General features: G+C 37.8%; 16 protein-coding genes and 1 pseudogene. 15 read left to right on the top strand and 2 right to left on the bottom strand.

Annotation, left to right across the window (positions count from 1 at the left end; all coding sequences use genetic code 11):
• Positions 1-25: 25 nt before the first annotated feature.
• Positions 26-766, bottom strand: coding sequence for a LytR/AlgR family response regulator transcription factor (locus OS139_RS09665; protein WP_002306055.1), 741 nt, complete (start codon positions 764-766; stop codon positions 26-28).
• A 60-nt stretch (positions 767-826) separates the two neighbouring features.
• On the opposite strand from OS139_RS09665, the gene OS139_RS09670 reads away from it, so the two are divergent.
• From OS139_RS09670 to OS139_RS09740, 15 genes and pseudogenes are all read left to right on the top strand, one after another.
• Positions 827-2,080 (top strand): GHKL domain-containing protein, encoded by a 1,254-nt coding sequence (locus tag OS139_RS09670; RefSeq protein ID WP_002306056.1) that lies wholly within the window; start codon positions 827-829, stop codon positions 2,078-2,080.
• A gap of 294 nt (positions 2,081-2,374) precedes the next feature.
• Positions 2,375-2,629: pseudogene (locus OS139_RS09675) on the top strand (winged helix-turn-helix transcriptional regulator); the annotation flags it as partial.
• A 121-nt stretch (positions 2,630-2,750) separates the two neighbouring features.
• Positions 2,751-3,077: a nucleotide pyrophosphohydrolase gene (locus tag OS139_RS09680; protein ID WP_002291148.1), complete on the top strand. Its 327-nt coding sequence runs from the start codon at positions 2,751-2,753 to the stop codon at positions 3,075-3,077.
• Between the two features lie 67 nt (positions 3,078-3,144).
• Entirely contained in the window at positions 3,145-3,858 is a 714-nt protein-coding gene (locus OS139_RS09685; protein ID WP_002317959.1) for a class A sortase, read from the top strand.
• A gap of 311 nt (positions 3,859-4,169) precedes the next feature.
• Positions 4,170-5,021, top strand: coding sequence for a BglG family transcription antiterminator LicT (gene licT / locus OS139_RS09690; RefSeq protein WP_002331635.1), 852 nt, complete (start codon positions 4,170-4,172; stop codon positions 5,019-5,021).
• Between the two features lie 120 nt (positions 5,022-5,141).
• Complete coding sequence (locus tag OS139_RS09695) at positions 5,142-7,007, top strand: beta-glucoside-specific PTS transporter subunit IIABC (RefSeq protein ID WP_002306060.1); 1,866 nt, start codon at positions 5,142-5,144, stop codon at positions 7,005-7,007.
• A gap of 13 nt (positions 7,008-7,020) precedes the next feature.
• Positions 7,021-8,463 (top strand): glycoside hydrolase family 1 protein, encoded by a 1,443-nt coding sequence (locus OS139_RS09700; RefSeq protein ID WP_002331634.1) that lies wholly within the window; start codon positions 7,021-7,023, stop codon positions 8,461-8,463.
• Between the two features lie 107 nt (positions 8,464-8,570).
• On the top strand, positions 8,571-9,272 hold the full coding sequence (locus tag OS139_RS09705; RefSeq protein ID WP_002306063.1) for a GntR family transcriptional regulator: 702 nt from the start codon (positions 8,571-8,573) through the stop codon (positions 9,270-9,272).
• A 296-nt stretch (positions 9,273-9,568) separates the two neighbouring features.
• Complete coding sequence (locus tag OS139_RS09710; protein ID WP_002306065.1) at positions 9,569-10,909, top strand: PTS sugar transporter subunit IIC; 1,341 nt, start codon at positions 9,569-9,571, stop codon at positions 10,907-10,909.
• A 25-nt stretch (positions 10,910-10,934) separates the two neighbouring features.
• Positions 10,935-12,023: a DUF871 domain-containing protein gene (locus OS139_RS09715; RefSeq protein ID WP_325066889.1), complete on the top strand. Its 1,089-nt coding sequence runs from the start codon at positions 10,935-10,937 to the stop codon at positions 12,021-12,023.
• Between the two features lie 8 nt (positions 12,024-12,031).
• Positions 12,032-13,144 (top strand): amidohydrolase/deacetylase family metallohydrolase, encoded by a 1,113-nt coding sequence (locus OS139_RS09720; protein WP_002331633.1) that lies wholly within the window; start codon positions 12,032-12,034, stop codon positions 13,142-13,144.
• Complete coding sequence (locus tag OS139_RS09725) at positions 13,128-14,225, top strand: DgaE family pyridoxal phosphate-dependent ammonia lyase (protein ID WP_325066890.1); 1,098 nt, start codon at positions 13,128-13,130, stop codon at positions 14,223-14,225. The genes OS139_RS09720 and OS139_RS09725 overlap by 17 nt, the downstream gene beginning before the upstream one ends.
• Before the next feature lie 13 nt (positions 14,226-14,238).
• Entirely contained in the window at positions 14,239-14,979 is a 741-nt protein-coding gene (gene dagF / locus OS139_RS09730; protein ID WP_002306070.1) for a 2-dehydro-3-deoxy-phosphogluconate aldolase, read from the top strand.
• Positions 14,980-14,989: 10 nt separating this feature from the next.
• The gene (locus OS139_RS09735; protein WP_002291132.1) at positions 14,990-16,003 is read left to right on the top strand and encodes a sugar kinase; all 1,014 of its coding nucleotides are present in this window, start codon (positions 14,990-14,992) and stop codon (positions 16,001-16,003) included.
• A 586-nt stretch (positions 16,004-16,589) separates the two neighbouring features.
• Positions 16,590-16,913 (top strand): hypothetical protein, encoded by a 324-nt coding sequence (locus OS139_RS09740; protein ID WP_002306071.1) that lies wholly within the window; start codon positions 16,590-16,592, stop codon positions 16,911-16,913.
• A gap of 423 nt (positions 16,914-17,336) precedes the next feature.
• Here OS139_RS09740 and OS139_RS09745 read toward each other — a convergent pair whose 3' ends face one another.
• Entirely contained in the window at positions 17,337-17,795 is a 459-nt protein-coding gene (locus tag OS139_RS09745; RefSeq protein ID WP_325066891.1) for a hypothetical protein, read from the bottom strand.
• Between the last annotated feature and the right edge of the window lie 150 nt (positions 17,796-17,945).

Here is a 17,945-nt window from a genome sequence, read left to right on the forward strand (position 1 = left end):
ATGCTTACGTCTCAGCTCTTATTCATCAACTCGAAGCAGTTTTTTGGAAGTCATGGAAACGTTCCTTTGTCTTTTCAAAGATCTTTCGACCAACGAGTAAGGAGTCACCATTGAAAAATTCTAACACATAATGAGCAGAATCAATTTTCTGCAATTGCGATAAGTTGATACAGTAAGATTTTAATAGTAAAAAGTAAGCATACTTTTCCAACTCTGTCTTCAATTGTTTTAAAGAAGTATTCACTAATTTATCTTCTGTAGTTGTTTTGACCATAACTTGGTTTTTCAAACCTTTGATACTTTCAATATATAAAATTTCCCGAGGATACAGGACGAGACTTCCACCTTTTTGATCAATAAAGATTTTATCAACATTTACGATCTGCTGTTCTTTCCAATTGATCTGTTCTAGCACTTGACGAATTTGTTCAGATAAATTCCTGTCTTTTCTGATATATCCAATCGGAAGGATTTTCCGATTGATGATCTCTACTGCAAAATTCGTATAAGCGGTGAAAAAAACAATATTACTATGTGCATTTTTTTTACGTATTTGTTCGGCGACATCAATACCTGTGAGTGATTGCTTCAAGTCAATATCGATAAAGAAAACATCGTGATTATCAATAGTGCCCAACTGGATCAACTGATTGATTTGAGAGATAGAAGTGAGCTGCACGATATTCTCGATATGATGATTGACCAATTCTTTGATGATCCATTCGCTGTGAAACTGGTTATCTTCTATGATAAAATACTTTTTCATATGCAGGCTCCTATTAAAAAAATATGTGTACATTTTGAAACAAAACAATGGAGGAATAAGATGGTCGCAACAGTGACACTTTATTTGACCTTTACTTTGATTTTAGATTTAGGTATCTATTTATTCTTTTCGAAACAACTGCTAGTAAAAAACAGCTTTGGTTGTATAGCTTTGATGGTGGTGACACTTTTACTTCCTATCCCTAAAGTGAGCTTTCCTTACCTAGTTGGCTTATTATTGATGTTTCTTTTTTATTTTACTACGAAAAACCTGTTTATCAGCTGTTTGATCAGTAATCTTTTTTTTGCTATCACTGGACTCAGCTTTTTTCTGGTTTTTGATCTGATGGATTATTTAGGAAAGAGACATCTTGGAACAGCAAGTTTTTTTGCACTACTTATCGCATTTATTTTCTATCTATTAGTAAAAAGTATAGACAAACAGACGAGATTTCTCAACTTGCTTTTTACTTATCCAACTGAACACTATTTTGGAGGTATTTGTATTTTATTAAGCTGGGGCGTGATTTACTTGGTATTGGGAAGTGTTCACTTCCGCTCATCTAATTATCTGCTTCTATCTCTTTTGTCGATAGTCATCAGTTTTTTTTCTTTGTTTTTTTCCATTATGTTGATCAGTTTCCAAGTAAAAGAAAGACAACATCAGGAATCGCTTCAACTGTATCAAATAAATGAAGAATATTACCATCATCTAGAGGAATTCAAACATGATTATAAAAGTCTACTGTTTTCATTAAAAATTACTCTTCAGGAAAATAAAAAAGAAACGTTGGAATTTTTAGAAATCTTAGAAGATCATTCTGCAGCTATTTTTGAAAAACCGCAAATACAACAGCTAACAAATATTGTATCCCCAGCTGTCAGGGGTGTCTTTTTAAAATTTCTAGAAAAAGCAGAATCGGAGAAAATCCCGATCCAAGTAGTTATTCCTGTCGAAGTGAAAACAATCCCGATTGATCTGGTTGTTTTTATTCGCTGTTTATCTATTTTTATTTCTAACGCATTCGATCATCGTGTAGCCGATCAGAGTCCGATTACGATCAATCTGCTGGAAGAAAAAGAGGGATTACGTTTTAGTATAGCGAACAAGGCAAATCCAACGAATTTGACGCTATCGGAGATGGTCAAAAGAGGAAAAACCTCTAAAAAAAATGGCGGGTTAGGTCTATACAGTGCGAAAAAAATGCTGGATGTTTACGAAAATGCAGAACTAAAAATCGATTTTTCAAAGCAGAATCACTGTTTCTTCGTAGAAATGTATCTGGCATCTAGAAAGAGCAAATCAGCCTACTGACTTATTGTCAAAGGATAAGCTTGAGGAAAGTCTACACGGAGATAGAGACAACAACACAGCATATTCAAAAGAAACAGAAGCGTGATGACCGTTGTCACCCTTCTGTTTCTTTTGCTATGTAGTTAAACAACGTAGTTGACACTTCCGCTACTTAGTATTAGTACGAAAGTATACTTCGTGATACTAAGTAGATAAGAAGTGAAAAGCGGAACCCACGATCGTCAAAATGCTAACTGCTTTGCTTACACCAGATAAAGGGAAGAGCAATATCGCTTATTTTAGGCGTGGAGAAGCAAGAAAATCCCTACGATCACACAAAAAATGCTGACCCAGCAGTTAAGAGAGTTAGAACAAGATGGCATTGTCCATCGAAAAGTCTATAACCAAGTCCCGCCTAAAGTAGAGTACTCGCTCACCGAAGAAGGAAAATCATTAAGAGAGATTCTAGTAGCGATGTCTGTTTGGGGAGAAGAACGTATCGAAAAACAAAAAGCCTCAGGGGAAGAAGTCACATTACTGCATACACATGGTGGCTACCTAAATTACTGATTTCTATGACATTTATTTTAAATAAAAGAAAACAGGAGTTTTTTTAAAAGCATCATCTATTTTTTATGTAAAAAAATGGTATGATTAATCAAGTAAGAAATGATTGGAAGAAGGCAAGCAAATGAATAGCATGGAAAAAGTCAACCAGTTTAGAGATGAACGTAATTGGCGACAATTTCATAACGAAAAAGATTTGGCTATCTCTATTTCTTTGGAAGCATCTGAATTGTTAGAACTTTTTCAATGGAAAACGCCGGAAGAAGTAAAAGAAACACAATTAGAACGAATCAAAGAAGAACTGGCGGATGTATTGATCTATTCATACATGATGGCAGATAACCTTCAGCTGGATCTAGATGAGATCATTGAAGAAAAATTGATCAAAAATAATTTGAAATATCCTGTAGAAAAAAGCGCAGGTGTACGAAAAAAATACACAGAGTTGTAGAAATGTGTCATTCGGCTGTTGGAAAGAGCAAAAGAAAAACAGTAAAATGAGTCTGGAGGGAGAGAAAATGAAAAAAAAAGGAAAAGCAAAAAGATGGCTAGTCAATATCCTCTTGTTCCTCTTGTTATTAGTAGGACTAGCTTTGATTTTCAATGAACAGATCAAGGATTATCTTGTCAGAGAGACAGGAGATAAATATGCTATAGCGAATGTAACAAAAGAAGATCTGAAAAAGAATAACGATAAAGATGTCAGTTTTGACTTTGATGCGGTAGAACCAATGACGACAGAAGGGGTCATGAGGTCGCAGATGAGAGGAACAGATCTACCAGTGATTGCTAGTATCGCAGTCCCTTCAGTTTCAATCAATTTACCGATTTTCAAAGGCTTGGATAATACGTCACTACTTTACGGAGCAGGAACATTATCTCCAGATCAAGAAATGGGAAAAGGAAATTATGCCTTAGCAAGCCATCGTGCAACGAACCCTGAATTGCTGTTTACACCGCTGGAAAATTTAGAGATGGGTGCCAAGATCTATTTGACAGATTTAGAAAATGTGTATACATACAAAACATTTTTTAAAGAAAAAGTTGCTCCTACAGATACCCAATTACTGAATGAAGTCGAGGGAAAAGAAATTGTCACACTAATTACTTGTGGCGACATGGATGCCGTCACGCGACTAGTTGTACAAGGAGAACTGGAAAGTGTTACACCGATAAAAGATGCGACAGATGATATGAGAACTGCTTTCAATCTAGAGACAAAAACATTTTAGGATACTGGGACATAAGTCGTTACAGATCAAAAACAGCCAAAGGATATGAATCGATAAGGAAAAACCGATTTGCTGAAAAAAAGAGGAACGCAAAGAGGTGCATCTCTGATTTGGTTGTTTTCTAGATAGACTTGTGTTCCAGTTTTTTTTATTTTTTTATATGAAAAGGCTTGCATAAGTGAAAATTCGATGGTATGATGATTTTGAATAAGAAATGGATTGTTACTGTACGGCAGGCAAAACCAGAATTCAGCTAAGAAACAGTAGGCGAATTCTAGGTTTTTTTATTTTTCTTGAGAGGGCGAAGCAAAATGAAAATTGATAAAATTTTGAATAACAACGTCGTCATTTCGAAAAATGGATTCGGGGAAGAAGTCGTTTGTATGGGAAGAGGACTAGCTTTTCAAAAAAAGATTGGGGACGAGATTTCGCCAGAAGCGGTCCAAAAAGAATTTGTTTTAAGAGATTCTTTTGCTAAAAACCAATTCCAGCAGCTGATGGCTGATATTCCGGCAGAGGAGATCGAATGGGTCAAGCAAGTAGTAGAACAAGCTGAAGATAAACTAAAAGTTGAATTTTCGCCTAATATTTATCTGACGTTGACCGATCATCTTCATTATGCGATCACACGAGCAAAAGAAAATATCCAACTGCCTAATCCATTATTATTTGAAACAAAAAAATTTTATCCGAAAGAATATCAAGCAGCGAAAGAGGCTCTTTTGTTCGTGAAACAAAAGACGGGTGTGGAACTTTCTGAGGATGAAGCCGGTTTTATTGCCTTTCATTTTGTGAATAGCCAACAAGGAAACGAAGACATGCAAGTGACGATGACCGCTACCACAATGGTAAGAGATATACTGAGTATCATCAGTAAATTCTTCGGTATCGTGTTCGATGAAGAATCTTTGAATTATCAGCGTATCATTACTCATCTGCAGTTTTTTGCCCAGCGTTATCTCAAAGGGGAAGGATCTGACGAACAAGATGAGTTTCTCTACGCATTAGTTCAAGGAAAATATCCAAAAGTGTTTCATTGTGTCGAACGGATCAATGAGTACCTTCGACAAACGCAAAAACAGGAAATGGGAATAGCAGAGCAGATTTATTTAACGATTCATATTCAAAGAGTAGTAAGTGAGAAAAAAAGCATCCAATCATAAGGATTGTTACTGTATGGCAGGCAAAACCTGGATTGAAAAAATAGGTTCACAAATGTTTGTGACTGTTTTTTTCAATCTGGGTTTTTATTTTTTAAATAAAAAAGAAAGAAGGAAAAAACAATGGATAATCAAGCAGTTGGTCGTCGTGTATGGGAAGCGGTAGGAGGACAAAAGAATGTCAAAAGTTTAGTACATTGTGCTACGCGGTTGCGATTCAGATTAAAAGATGAATCTTTAGCAGATACGCAAAAGTTAAAAGAAGACCCGGACGTGATCCAAGTCGTCCAAAGTGGCGGTCAGTATCAAGTAGTGATTGGCAGTAATGTAGCAGATGTTTATCAATCGATCGTGGATGAGGAAGGTCTTGCAGTTTCGGAGGATGGAAAAGAAGAGTCCAAAAATATTTTGAATCGTCTAATTGATATCATTTCTAGTATATTTACACCTTTTCTAGGGGCGATGGCAGCCGCCGGGGTATTGAAAGGATTCTTGTCATTGGCAACGGTGATGGGCTGGATGACAGCTGATAGCGGTACTTATCAAATATTGTTTGCTGCAACAGATGGTGTCTTTACCTTCTTACCTGTCATGCTTGCTTTTACAGCAGCTAAAAAGTTCAAGGCCAACCAGTTTTTAGCAGTAGCAATTGCTATGGCACTTGTGTATCCAGCTATCACAGCAGTTGCTGGTGCGGGAGAAGCTATCAGTTTCTTTGGGATCCCAGTGATTCTTTCACCATCTGGTTATACTTCTTCTGTCATACCAATCATTCTAGCCGTATGGGTTCAAAGTAAATTAGAGCCATTCGTAAAAAAAGTGATTCCGCAATTTCTGCAAATGATTTTAGTTCCGCTTGTCGTTTTAGTAGTGATGGTTCCGTTGACATTTCTTGCTTTAGGACCAATCGGGACGGTTGCCGGTAATGCTTTAGGCGGTCTCTTCAACTCGATTTATGGATTTAGTCCAATCGTAGCAGGTCTGATCATGGGAAGTTTATGGCAAGTATTCGTGATGTTCGGCATGCATTGGGGATTCGTACCAATCATGTTCTTGAATATCGAACAATATGGGTTTGATGTATTGATGCCAATGCTTCTTCCAGCCATCTTGGCACAAGGTGGGGCTGCTTTAGCTGTAGCATTGCGAACAAAAGATACGAAACTTCGAGCATTAGGGATTTCTTCTACAGTGACTTCGTTATTTGGAATCACTGAACCAACTGTGTATGGTGTGACATTACCTTTGAAGAAACCATTCATTGCCGCTTGTATTTCTGGAGGTATTGGTGGAGCTATTATCGGATTTTCTGGAGTAAAAGCTTTCTCCAGCAGTTTGGTCAGCTTATTGACGATTCCGACTTTCATTAGTACGGTGGATGGTGTAGAGTCAAATGTGACAGTAGCAGTAATAGCCACAGGAATTGCTTTTGTTCTTGCATTCGTAGGTACATTGATTTTAGGATTTGACGAACAAACACAAGACAATCAATTAGAAAACAAACATGCGAATGCAGGAGAACCGATTACTTCAGCACGGCATACCTTAAAAAGTCCTTTAACGGGTAAAGTACTGCCATTGAGTGAAGTACCAGACCAAGTTTTTTCTTCTGGCGTGATGGGAAAAGGTATCGCTATTGATCCAGAAGTAGGAGAACTAGTTGCACCTGCAGACGGAGAGATCACGACTATTTTCCCAACTGGACATGCTGTAGGGATCACAACGACTGACGGAGCGGAGATTTTGATTCATATCGGGATGGATACAGTAGAATTAAATGGGAATGGCTTTGAGATCTTAGTCAAACAAGGGGATCTCGTCAAAGCAGGAGATTTATTGATTCGTTTTGACATCGAAGCAATTAGAGCAGCTGGCTATAGCGTAATCACTCCAGTTGTCATTACGAATACTGATGCATTTGCCGATATACTTGAATTAGACCAAAAAGAGATTATTGCAAACGAAGATGTTCTAGCAATTGTAAAATAAGGAGGAAATCAGGATGCAATCACGTTTTTCAGAAAAATTTTTATGGGGTGGAGCAACTGCTGCCAATCAATTAGAAGGGGCTTATGATCGAGACGGAAAGGGGCTATCCGTTGCAGATGCTATGCCTGGAGGTAAGCAGCGCTTTGCGATTATCGGCAGTGAAGAATTTGACTGGACGATTGATCAAGAAAAATATATTTACCCGAATCATCGAGGAATCGATCATTACGATCGTTTCAAAGAAGATCTTGCCTTGTTTGCGGAAATGGGATTCAAATGTTATCGTTTTTCGATTGCCTGGACACGAATTTTTCCAAATGGAGACGAAGGTACTCCTAACGAAGCGGGATTAGAATTTTATGATCAGCTGATTGATGAGTGCTTAAAATATGATATCGAACCTGTGATCACGATTTCTCATTACGAAATGCCTCTTCATTTAGCAAAAGAATACGGTGGCTGGAAAAATCGGAAACTGATCGACTTCTATGAACGATTTGCTCAGACAGTATTAGAGAGATACAGCAGTAAAGTCAAATATTGGATGACTTTCAATGAAATCAATTCGGCCTTTCACTTTCCAGCTTTAAGTCAAGGATTAGTAAAAAGCAATGGAGCAGGAGAGTACCAAAATATTTTCCAAGCATGGCATAATCAATTCGTTGCAAGTAGCAAAGCCGTAAAAATCGGCCACGAATTGCGTTCGGATATCCAAATCGGCTGCATGATTATCTATGCAACAACTTACAGCATCGATGCCAATCCAGTCAATCAGGCAGCAACAATGATCCAAAACCAAGAATTCAATTTTTTCTGCACGGATGTCCAAGTACGTGGAGAATACCCTGCATACACAGCGCGTACCCATAAAAAATATGGAGTCGATCCGGAAAAATTAGAGCAAACGGAAGAAGACTTCCAGTTGCTAAAAGAATATCCAGTGGACTACATCGGATTTAGTTATTATATGTCTACGGCAATCAATGAGACTGATCCACAAGCAGCAACTTCAGAAGAGAACTTGCTGGGAGGAGTAAAAAATCCGTTTCTTGAGGCAAGTGAATGGGGCTGGCAGATCGATCCAGAAGGGCTGAGAATCGCATTGAATGAATTATACAATCGTTACCAGAAACCATTATTCATTGTTGAAAACGGTCTTGGAGCCATTGATCATATGGAAGAGGATGGCACGATTATTGATGATTATCGGATCGATTATTTACGTCGTCATATCGAAGCGATGGCTAATGCAGTAGCAGACGATGTAGATTTGATGGGCTATACGCCTTGGGGATGTATCGATCTTGTCAGTGCATCAACAGGAGAAATGAGTAAACGTTACGGCTTTATCTATGTGGATCTAGACGATGAAGGAAATGGGACACTGAATCGATCAAAGAAAAAATCTTTTGATTGGTATAAAGAAGTAATTGCCTCAAATGGCGTAAACTTGTAATTAAAGCAGCTGAATGAAAAAGAACACACTTCTCACATGTGATTTGTGTTCTTTTTTTATTTTTTATGTGCTATTCTTTTAGTAATAGTAAAGCAAAGGGTGACGTTATGAAAAGGACACGTGTACTATACTTGGAAGTCGCAGATAAAATTAAAGAAGATATTTTCTCAGGAAAATATCCAGTCGGTTCGATGTTGCCGACAGAAAGTGAATTAGAAGAACTGTTTCAAGTCAGCAAAATCACTGTCCGAAAGGCAATCGAACTGCTGGCATCAGATGAATATGTCGAAAAGAAAAGTGGTCGTGGGACGACGGTTCTAAGCAATCGTCCTTATAATCGATTATCCAAAGCGGCAAGCTTTACGCAAATCTTGGAGAACTCCCGATATGAAGTCCGGAAAGAAACGCTGGATTTGCAATTGGTCCATATAAAGAAGGAAGATCCTTTGTTTTCCTTTTTCGGTGAGCAAGCTGTTTGTTTTAAGCGCTTATATTATTTGAACAATCAGCCTTATATTTATTTTGCTCATTATCTTCCACAAGAAATGATGCAATTCAGCAGAGAAGAATTTGGCAAAGAATCTTTGTATCGTTTGCTGACGAAAAAAGGATATACTATTGACTCATTTTCTGATGATTTCTCTGCAGTATTTTTAACAGAAGAAGAACAAGGAATTCTGAAAACAAACGCACAGATCGGCATCAAACGGATACGGAAATCGTCTACGCAAATTGGGGAAATGATTGAATATTCGGAGGCGGTCTACCATACGGAGCTGCATCCTTACCATATTGATTATGAAACATAAATAAAAAAAGAGGTTGTGAAAAAGCTGCCCTGCATCAAGTACTAAGAACAGCCAAACAAAAATAGCTTCTCATATTTTTCGTTTGGTTAGGCTTATTACCGCAGATACACGGCTGTTTCTGGATTACCATTTATTCTGGATAAGGGGGTGTGGCACGACTTTTGTCATATCTCCTTTTCTTTCTAAAAAGAAAACAGCAAAAGAAGGAGAGATTGTTAGAAAAGCGTTTACAATTAACAGAGAAGTGTGTTACTATTCATTTGTAAACATTATAATGTTATAAAAGGAGAAAGAAGATGGATAAATTTATAGGAATTATCGAACAAAAAATCATGCCCGTAGCCAATCGTATTGGTACTCAGCGACATATGACTGCCATTAGAAAAGGAATCATTGCCACTATGCCACTGACAATCGTAGGATCATTTTTTACAATTTTACTGAACATCCCAATTGAATCGATTGCAGCAGTCATTGAGCCATACCGTGAGATATTAGATATTCCTTTTCGCTATACTGTTGGTATCCTTGCGCTTTATGCGACATTTGGGATAGCTTCTTCTTTGGCGAAAAGCTATCGACTCGATTCCCTAACAGCAGGTATCTTGGCATTAATGTCTTTTCTGATCGTGGCAGCTCCTCCTACACGTATTTTAGAAGATATGGGGGAAGTCACAGCCGGACGTTACATCAACATTGCTAATCTAGGATCGGGCTCATTATTTGGAGCTATCGTGACAGCAATTATTTCAGTAGAAATTTACCGGTTTTTTATTGAGAAAAAAATAACCATCAGAATGCCAGATGGTGTACCGCCGGAAGTAACAAATTCTTTTGTGGCATTGATACCAGGAGCAGTTATCTTGATTTTCTTTTGGATCATCCGCCATATGCTTGGGTTCGATTTAAATGGATTCTTGAGTCAACTACTTATGCCTTTAAAAGGTGTATTAGCGGGTAACAGCTTGTTTGGCGGTCTTTTGACTGTCTTCCTGATTTGTTTCTTCTGGGTATTAGGAATCCATGGCCCAGCGATCATGGGTCCGGTTATTCGTCCGTTTTGGGATATTTCGATTGCTGAAAATATTGATGCGTTTAATGCAGGGACAAGTGCTCACGCCATGCCGAATATTTTCACTGAACAATTTCTACAATGGTTCGTTTGGATTGGCGGAGCAGGAACCACTCTTGCGTTAGTCGTCTTATTCATGTTTTCTAAATCCAAGTATTTAAAAAGCTTAGGACGTTTGTCCATTCTGCCGGGTTTGTTCAATATTAATGAACCAATGATTTTTGGTGCACCAGTAGTGATGAACCCAGTTTTAGGAATTCCATTTATTCTTGCACCTCTTGTGACGACGACTCTGTCTTATATTCTCACTGTCAGTGGTGTCGTGCCAATGATGGTTGCGCGTCTGCCGTTTGCGATGCCTGCGCCGATTGCTGCTTGGATGAGCACGAACTGGAGTATTGCAGCAGGATTATTGGTTATTGGTAATTTCTTGATTACTTTGGCTATTTATTATCCATTCTTCAAAGTGTTTGAAAAACAGCAATTAGCCAGAGAAGCAGAGGAGCAAGCGAAAGAGCAAGCAGATCTCACTCTGACAGATGGCGTCACCGAAGAACGACTATAATTGAAAAGAAAGAAGAGAACAAATCATGAAACGTTCATTAGGCATTTCCCTTTACCCAGACCACAGTGATCCTCAAAAAGATCGTGAGTATATCGAAACAGCCCATCAATACGGATTCAGCAGGATTTTTATGAGTATGCTTGAAATCTCGGAAGATCCGAAAGTTGTTCAGAAAAAATTCCAGCAATTGATCTTTTTTGCAAAAGAGAGAGGATTTGAAACGATATTAGATGTTTCGCCCGCTATTTTTGAACAACTGAATATTTCTTATGACGATTTAGGATTCTTCCATAAATTAGGAGCAGATGGTATTCGTTTAGACTTAGGATTTGATGGAAAAAAAGAAGCACTTTTGACTTTTAATCCTTATCAATTGGCCATCGAGTTGAATATGAGTAACGATGTCGCTTATCTAGAAAATATCTTGACACATCAGGCGAATACATCTTTTCTATATGGCTGTCACAATTTTTATCCGCAAGAAGGAACCGGTTTACCGTATCATTTTTTCCAATCTAGTAGTGAACGATTCAAAAAAAACGGTATTCGAACGGCAGCCTTCATTACCTCACAATCAGGTACAATCGGACCATGGGATATCAATGATGGACTGCCTACTTTAGAAATGCATCGCCATTTCTCTGTAGAAACAGCAGCTAAGCATTTGTTTGCCACAAATCTAATTGATGATATAATTATTGGAAACGCATACGCAAGTGAAGAAGAATTGAAGTCATTAGGGCATTTGGATCGTTACCAGACTGTTTTTAGGGTCGAGTTTGTTGCAAATATAAATAAGGTGGAACGGCAAATCGTATTGGAAGAGCAGCATGTTCGTCGAGGGGACATCACAGATCAAGTGATACGATCAACGGAAGTTCGAAAAAAATATCAAAAATATGAAAACAAAGCACATGATACCGAGTTTGAATTTGTCGTAGGAGATGTTGTCGTTGGAAATGACCGTTTTGGCAAATATAAAAACGAGCTGCAAATCGTTTTAGAGCCCCACAGTGATCCGCGAAAGAATAAAGTAGGGCATATTATTCAAGAAGAATTGATCTTGCTGCCATTCATTCATCCATGGTCTAAATTCAAATTTATAGAAAAGTAGGAATGATTATGTATGATTTAGTCATTAAAAATGCAAGAAAGCTTAACGGGATGACCTTCGATATCGGGATAACCAAAGGAAAGATCTGCGAAATTGCACCTCACATCACAAAAAAAGCTCGTCAGAAAATCAGCTTGACCCCTCAGCAATATTTGTCGGCTGGTTGGATCGACGATCATGTTCATTGTTTTGAAGAAATGACCCTGTATTATGATTATCCAGATCAAATCGGCGTGAATAAAGGTGTGACAACAGTCATCGATGCGGGGACGACTGGGGCAGAAAACATTGCTGATTTTTATGAACATGCTAAACAGGCAAAAACAAATGTCTATGCGCTTTTGAATATCTCAAAATGGGGAATCATTGCACAAGATGAACTAGCAGACCTAAACAAGATCCAAGCTGATATGGTAAAGCAAAAAATCGAGGAACTGCCGGATTTCATTATTGGTCTCAAAGCACGGATGAGCAAGAGCGTAGTGGGTCAAAACGGCATCACTCCGCTACAGCTAGCAAAAAGGATACAAAAAGAAAACCATCAGCTTCCTTTGATGGTTCATATCGGTTCTGCTCCGCCAAATTTGTTGGATATTTTAGCTTTACTGGAATCAGGAGATATTATGACTCATTGTTTCAATGGAAAAACAAACGGGATCTTGGAACAGGAAACGAAAAAAATCAAACAAATAGCTGTAGAAGCAAAAAATCGAGGAATCATCTTCGATATTGGACACGGGACGGATAGTTTTAATTTCCAAGTTGCAGAAACCGCCTATCATCAAGGGATAAAAGCAGATACGATCAGCACAGACATCTATATTCGTAATCGTAAAAACGGTCCAGTCTACGATTTGGCCACAACAATGGAAAAATTGCGGCTTGTCGGATATACGTGGGAAGAAATCATCGAAAAGGTGACGGAAGTTCCAGCACAGAATTTTCACTTGAAGACGAAGGGACAAATCAAAGAAGGCTTTGACGCTGATTTTACTGTTTTTGAATTGATCAATCAACCTAAGGAACTAATCGATTCCAATGGAGAGAAAAGACAGTCAAATCAGCAAATCAAACCAGTACAAACGATTATCGGAGGAAAAAGTTATGCATGCGAATCATGAGAAATTTCAGCTGAAAAAAGTAATCAATGCTTCAGGAAGAATGACGATTCTAGGAGTCTCGACCCTCTCAGAGACAGTTCTTGACGCGCAACGTTTTGGTGGCCAGAATTTTTTTGAGATGAAAGAATTAAGCATTCAAACAGGAAAATATTTAGCCGATTTGTTAGAAGTAGAAGATGTCCAGATCGTTTCATCCGCATCTGCAGGAATCGCTCAATCGGTAGCTGCTGTTATAGGTAAAGGAGAACTGTATCCCCTTTATCATCCTTATGCAGAATCCATCAAAAAACGACAAATCATTTTGCCAAAAGGACACAATGTAGATTACGGCACGGCTGTGGAAATCATGGTACAGCAAGGAGGCGGTCAGGTAGTCGAAGCAGGTTACGCTAATATGTGTACGCCGGAACAGATCGAAATGATGATCACAGAAGAAACAGCAGGGATTCTCTATATAAAAAGCCATCACACGGTACAAAAAAGTATGCTTGACGTGTCAGAGGCAGCACAGATTGCCAAAAAGCACCAGCTTCCGTTAATCGTTGATGCTGCGGCAGAAGAAGATCTGAAAAAATATGTGCAGTTGGGCGCTGATCTAGTTATTTATTCAGGGGCAAAAGCGATCGAAGGACCAAGCGCCGGAATGGTGATTGGAAAAAAAACTTATGTTTCATGGGTTCGGATGCAATCAAAAGGAATCGGACGTTCTATGAAAATCGGAAAGGAAAATATCCTCGGTTTTGTCCAAGCAGTGGAAGACTATTTGAATAAAGGCAGTGAGTCTAGCCTTACAATGAAAGAAAGACTACAACCGTTCATCGAACAACTCAATCAGATCGAACATTTGGAAGCTAAAATCGTTCAAGATAGCGCAGGTCGAGAAATCTATCGAGCAAGTGTGAAAGTTTCAGGAGATCAATCAGCTAAACAAGTGATTAAAGCATTGAAAGAAAAAAATCCTGCCATCTATACAAGAGAATACCAGGCAAACAACGGCATCATTGAATTTGATATCCGTTCCGTCAATCAACAGGAGATGGAGAAAATCATCGATCGCTTAAAAGAAATCTTGAAGAACTAGGAGAGAAAAAGGAATGAGATTAAGTCCCAATTATTTAAAAGATAAGATATGTCTAAATGTGTTAGCAAATTCTGTAGAAAACGCAAAAGAATGCTATGAGGCCGCGGAAGGCCATATTGTTTTAGGGGTTCTTTCAAAGAATTTTTCTGACGACGAAACAGCTATTGCAGAAATGAAAAAATACCAGCAAGCAACAAATAATGCCTTATCTATCGGTCTAGGCGCGGGAGACCCAAACCAGAGCCAGATGGTCACTCGTTTAGCCGAAGTATTGCAGCCTCAGCATGTCAATCAAGTCTTTACAGGAGTAGGAGCTTCCCGAGCTGTATTGAAACAGACAGAAACAGTCATCAACGGTTTGGTTTCTCCCACGGGAAAAGAAGGATATGTCAACATCGCAACTGGTCCTTTAAGTTCACAAGGACCTGCAGGAGTCGTGACACTTGAAACAGCTATTCGATTGTTGAAAGATATGGGCGGCAGCTCAATCAAATATTTTCCTATGAAGGGACTTGCTCATATCAAAGAATATAAAGCCTTAGCAGAAGCTTGTGCTGCCAATGATTTTTATTTAGAGCCAACTGGTGGAATCGACCTTGATAATGTGGAAGAAATCGTACGGATCGCAATAGACGCAGGAGTGAAAAAGGTCATCCCTCATGTATATAGTGCAATTATCGACAAGGATACAGGTAATACACGCCCAGAAGAGGTACGCCAACTGTTGCAATTGATGAAAAAAATCGTGGAATAAGGTGAGAAGAATGAAAATTGGTGCATTTGGGGAAGTCATGCTGCGACTCACGCCTCCAGAACATTTGATGCTGGAACAAACCCATACCTTACGCATGGCTTACACAGGGACTGGCGTAAATCTAGTAGGGAACCTTGCCCATTTTGGTGTTGAAAGTTATTTACTGACGGCTCTGCCAGACAATCGTCTAGGAAAAGCAGCACTCACTAATTTGAACGGCCTAGGTATCCAAACGAAGTATGTGATCCATCAATATCAACACATCGGGACTTATTTTGCAGAAATGGGGTATGGTGTCCGCCCAACAGAAGTCACTTATCAAAACCGAAAACATAGCTCATTTGGTTTATCTGTAATAGAGGATTATGACTGTGCAGCATTTATTGATGAGATCGATTTGATCCATATCTGCGGGATCAGTTTAAGCTTATCTGATGAGACGGCTGAAACAGCTATCCAGTTAGCAGAACAAGCACATAAAGCAGGGAAAAAAGTTTGTTTTGATTTCAATTATCGTCCTAGTTTGAATCAAGAAGATGGAAAAAAAGAACAGATGAAGAAGCGTTATCATTCAATGTTACCTTATTGCGACATCTTGTTTGGCTCAGTTAGAGATCTGACAGAACTGGTGCAGTGGGAGGAAACAGACAATGTAGAAAACGAACATGATCCTATTTCTTATATCCAGTCCTTTATGAATCACTACGATATCCAGTGGTTTGCTGGGACGAGGCGAGAAAGTGTGGATGGAAGAAAACAGTTAAGTGGTTACTTGATCACACAACAAGAAGCAGAGAAAACAACAGTTTATCCCTTGGATGTACTTGATCGAATCGGGGCAGGAGATGCATTTGCTGCTGGAATCTTACTCGGTTTCTCTGAGAAGTGGTCCTTACAGAAGACCGTTTATTTTGCCTTAGGAAATGCTCGATTAGCTCATTCGATCCAAGGAGATGTTCCGTTAACGACAAGAGTACAAGTCGAGCGTCTGCTGAATGATCCTGAAACAGACTTGATCCGTTAAGTATACCAATCAGACAAGGTGAAAAACTATCTTACATCGAGTATCAAAAAAGCTCATGACGAATTTTGGTCATGGGTTTTTTCTTTTATTTGAGTCTTTGCAAATAAAAAATCATATAACGAAGAGTACAGAAAAAGAGACATGACACATGAGGTCCGTAACCATAAAGTTTTACACTAGGTATGCTGGAAGATTCTAAGAAAACACTCGAGAAGGATTGATACTATCTTACTAAAATAGGAAAAAGTCAAATTTCCCCCTGTTAGATTTTTGATATACACCGATACAGATAACAAACCAACTTATTTGTAAACTTAAACAAAATTCATGGGTAATTAATGTTTGATAGTTACAATGAGGACTATAAAAATTATCGAGGTGGATAAATGGAATGATTTAAAGTATCGTAAGCTTAGAATATACTTATCAACACACATATCTTACGGGGAGATTTAAGTCTGCCATCAAATAAACGCAGAGAACTATGATGAAATCATTGAAAGTGTTAAAATTCCCTTTTTGAATAGAAAACCATTTGAAACAATCCATGTAAGATATAAAATTCTTAATTAAAAGAGGAGAAAAAATGAAAAATAAAAAAAAGAAACTCAAAGGAATGAAAGCAAATGATCTTTTAGTAGGTATTTTGGTTGTTATTGTATTCATTATGCTAGTTCTAAGACATACAATATTCAAAAACAGCCAATTTGATTTTCTTCCGCTGATTTCATTTATTGTTGTATTAGGGATTATTATTGTTAGTTTCATAAACGTAGAACCTTCGAAAAAACATGAGGTATTCGTTGAAAAGGGCCTGGGATTTGGGTATACTATCAATCCTAGAAATCTGTTTGGACTGTTTCTCTATATTATTTTGCTAGTAGCAACTATATTGCCTTACTTTATATAAAGTAAGCTTTTAAGTCTCCAAAAATTGTAAATCATTTATTAATAAGAGCATACAAAACTCAACCATGTAGATATATAGCGTATGTAATCTAAAGAAATCAATTTAAAGATAAACGTAAAGTATGACGCTAAGAGGGAACTGTGACAAAAGTCTTGTCGCAGTTCCTTTTTCCGAATAAACGGAGTTCAAAAGCTTGCATCTGCGGTAATAAGCTCAACCAAACGTAAAATATGAGGAACTATTTTTGTTTGGCTGTTCTTATTACTTGATGCAGGGCAGCTTTTTCACAACCTCTGATACACGGTGTTCCAGAAGTAACTTCTTCGAAAAATAAGCCGAAATTTCACAAAAATTTGAAAAGCAATTTTCGTAAATTCCTTCTTATTTCTTGAAGCTACCCACTTCTGTCACAACCTCCATCCATTATGAAAGGAAAACACTGCAAGCAGAACTACGGTCTTCTGTATGATTCAAAGAGATGTCGATTTTCAAAGTTGAAACATAATCTAAAAAATAAATATCTCTATTATCTAAATGTTCCTGTTCGATTCCTTGTTGGATTCTAAAGTCAATAGCTAATAAACTGCAATTTGTTTCCATGATCCCCAGTGACGCTTCGAATATAATATAAATTGTTCCTTTCTTTAACCTAGGGAGTGTGATTGGATTTTTTGCATATGACTGACAATATATTTTGCTTTTTGAGTTGTCTTCTACATAAAATAGGTGAAATTCTATTGTTTTTTCTTTTCGAACATAAATCGAGTTAACAACATTGGTTTTTAACATTTCAAGATGATCTTTATAGATTTTGGAAATAGGGATCTCATTTACATCTACTATTTCTTTTAATGTAGTTAATGGTTTTTTTCTTTTTTTCACGCAGTGTATTTTTTCTTTATATTTTTCAAAAAGAAAATCCGTATCTAACAATATTCCTTTTCAAATAAGTATATGGATCTGGTCAATATAACTTACATAAGGATTGTTAAATAGTAGTTTGGTAATAATCGGTTTTTAGTAACGTAGCAA

The sequence above is a fragment of the Enterococcus sp. E4-223 genome (assembly GCF_035727065.1).
GTDB classification, from domain to species: Bacteria; Bacillota; Bacilli; order Lactobacillales; family Enterococcaceae; genus Enterococcus_B; species Enterococcus_B faecium.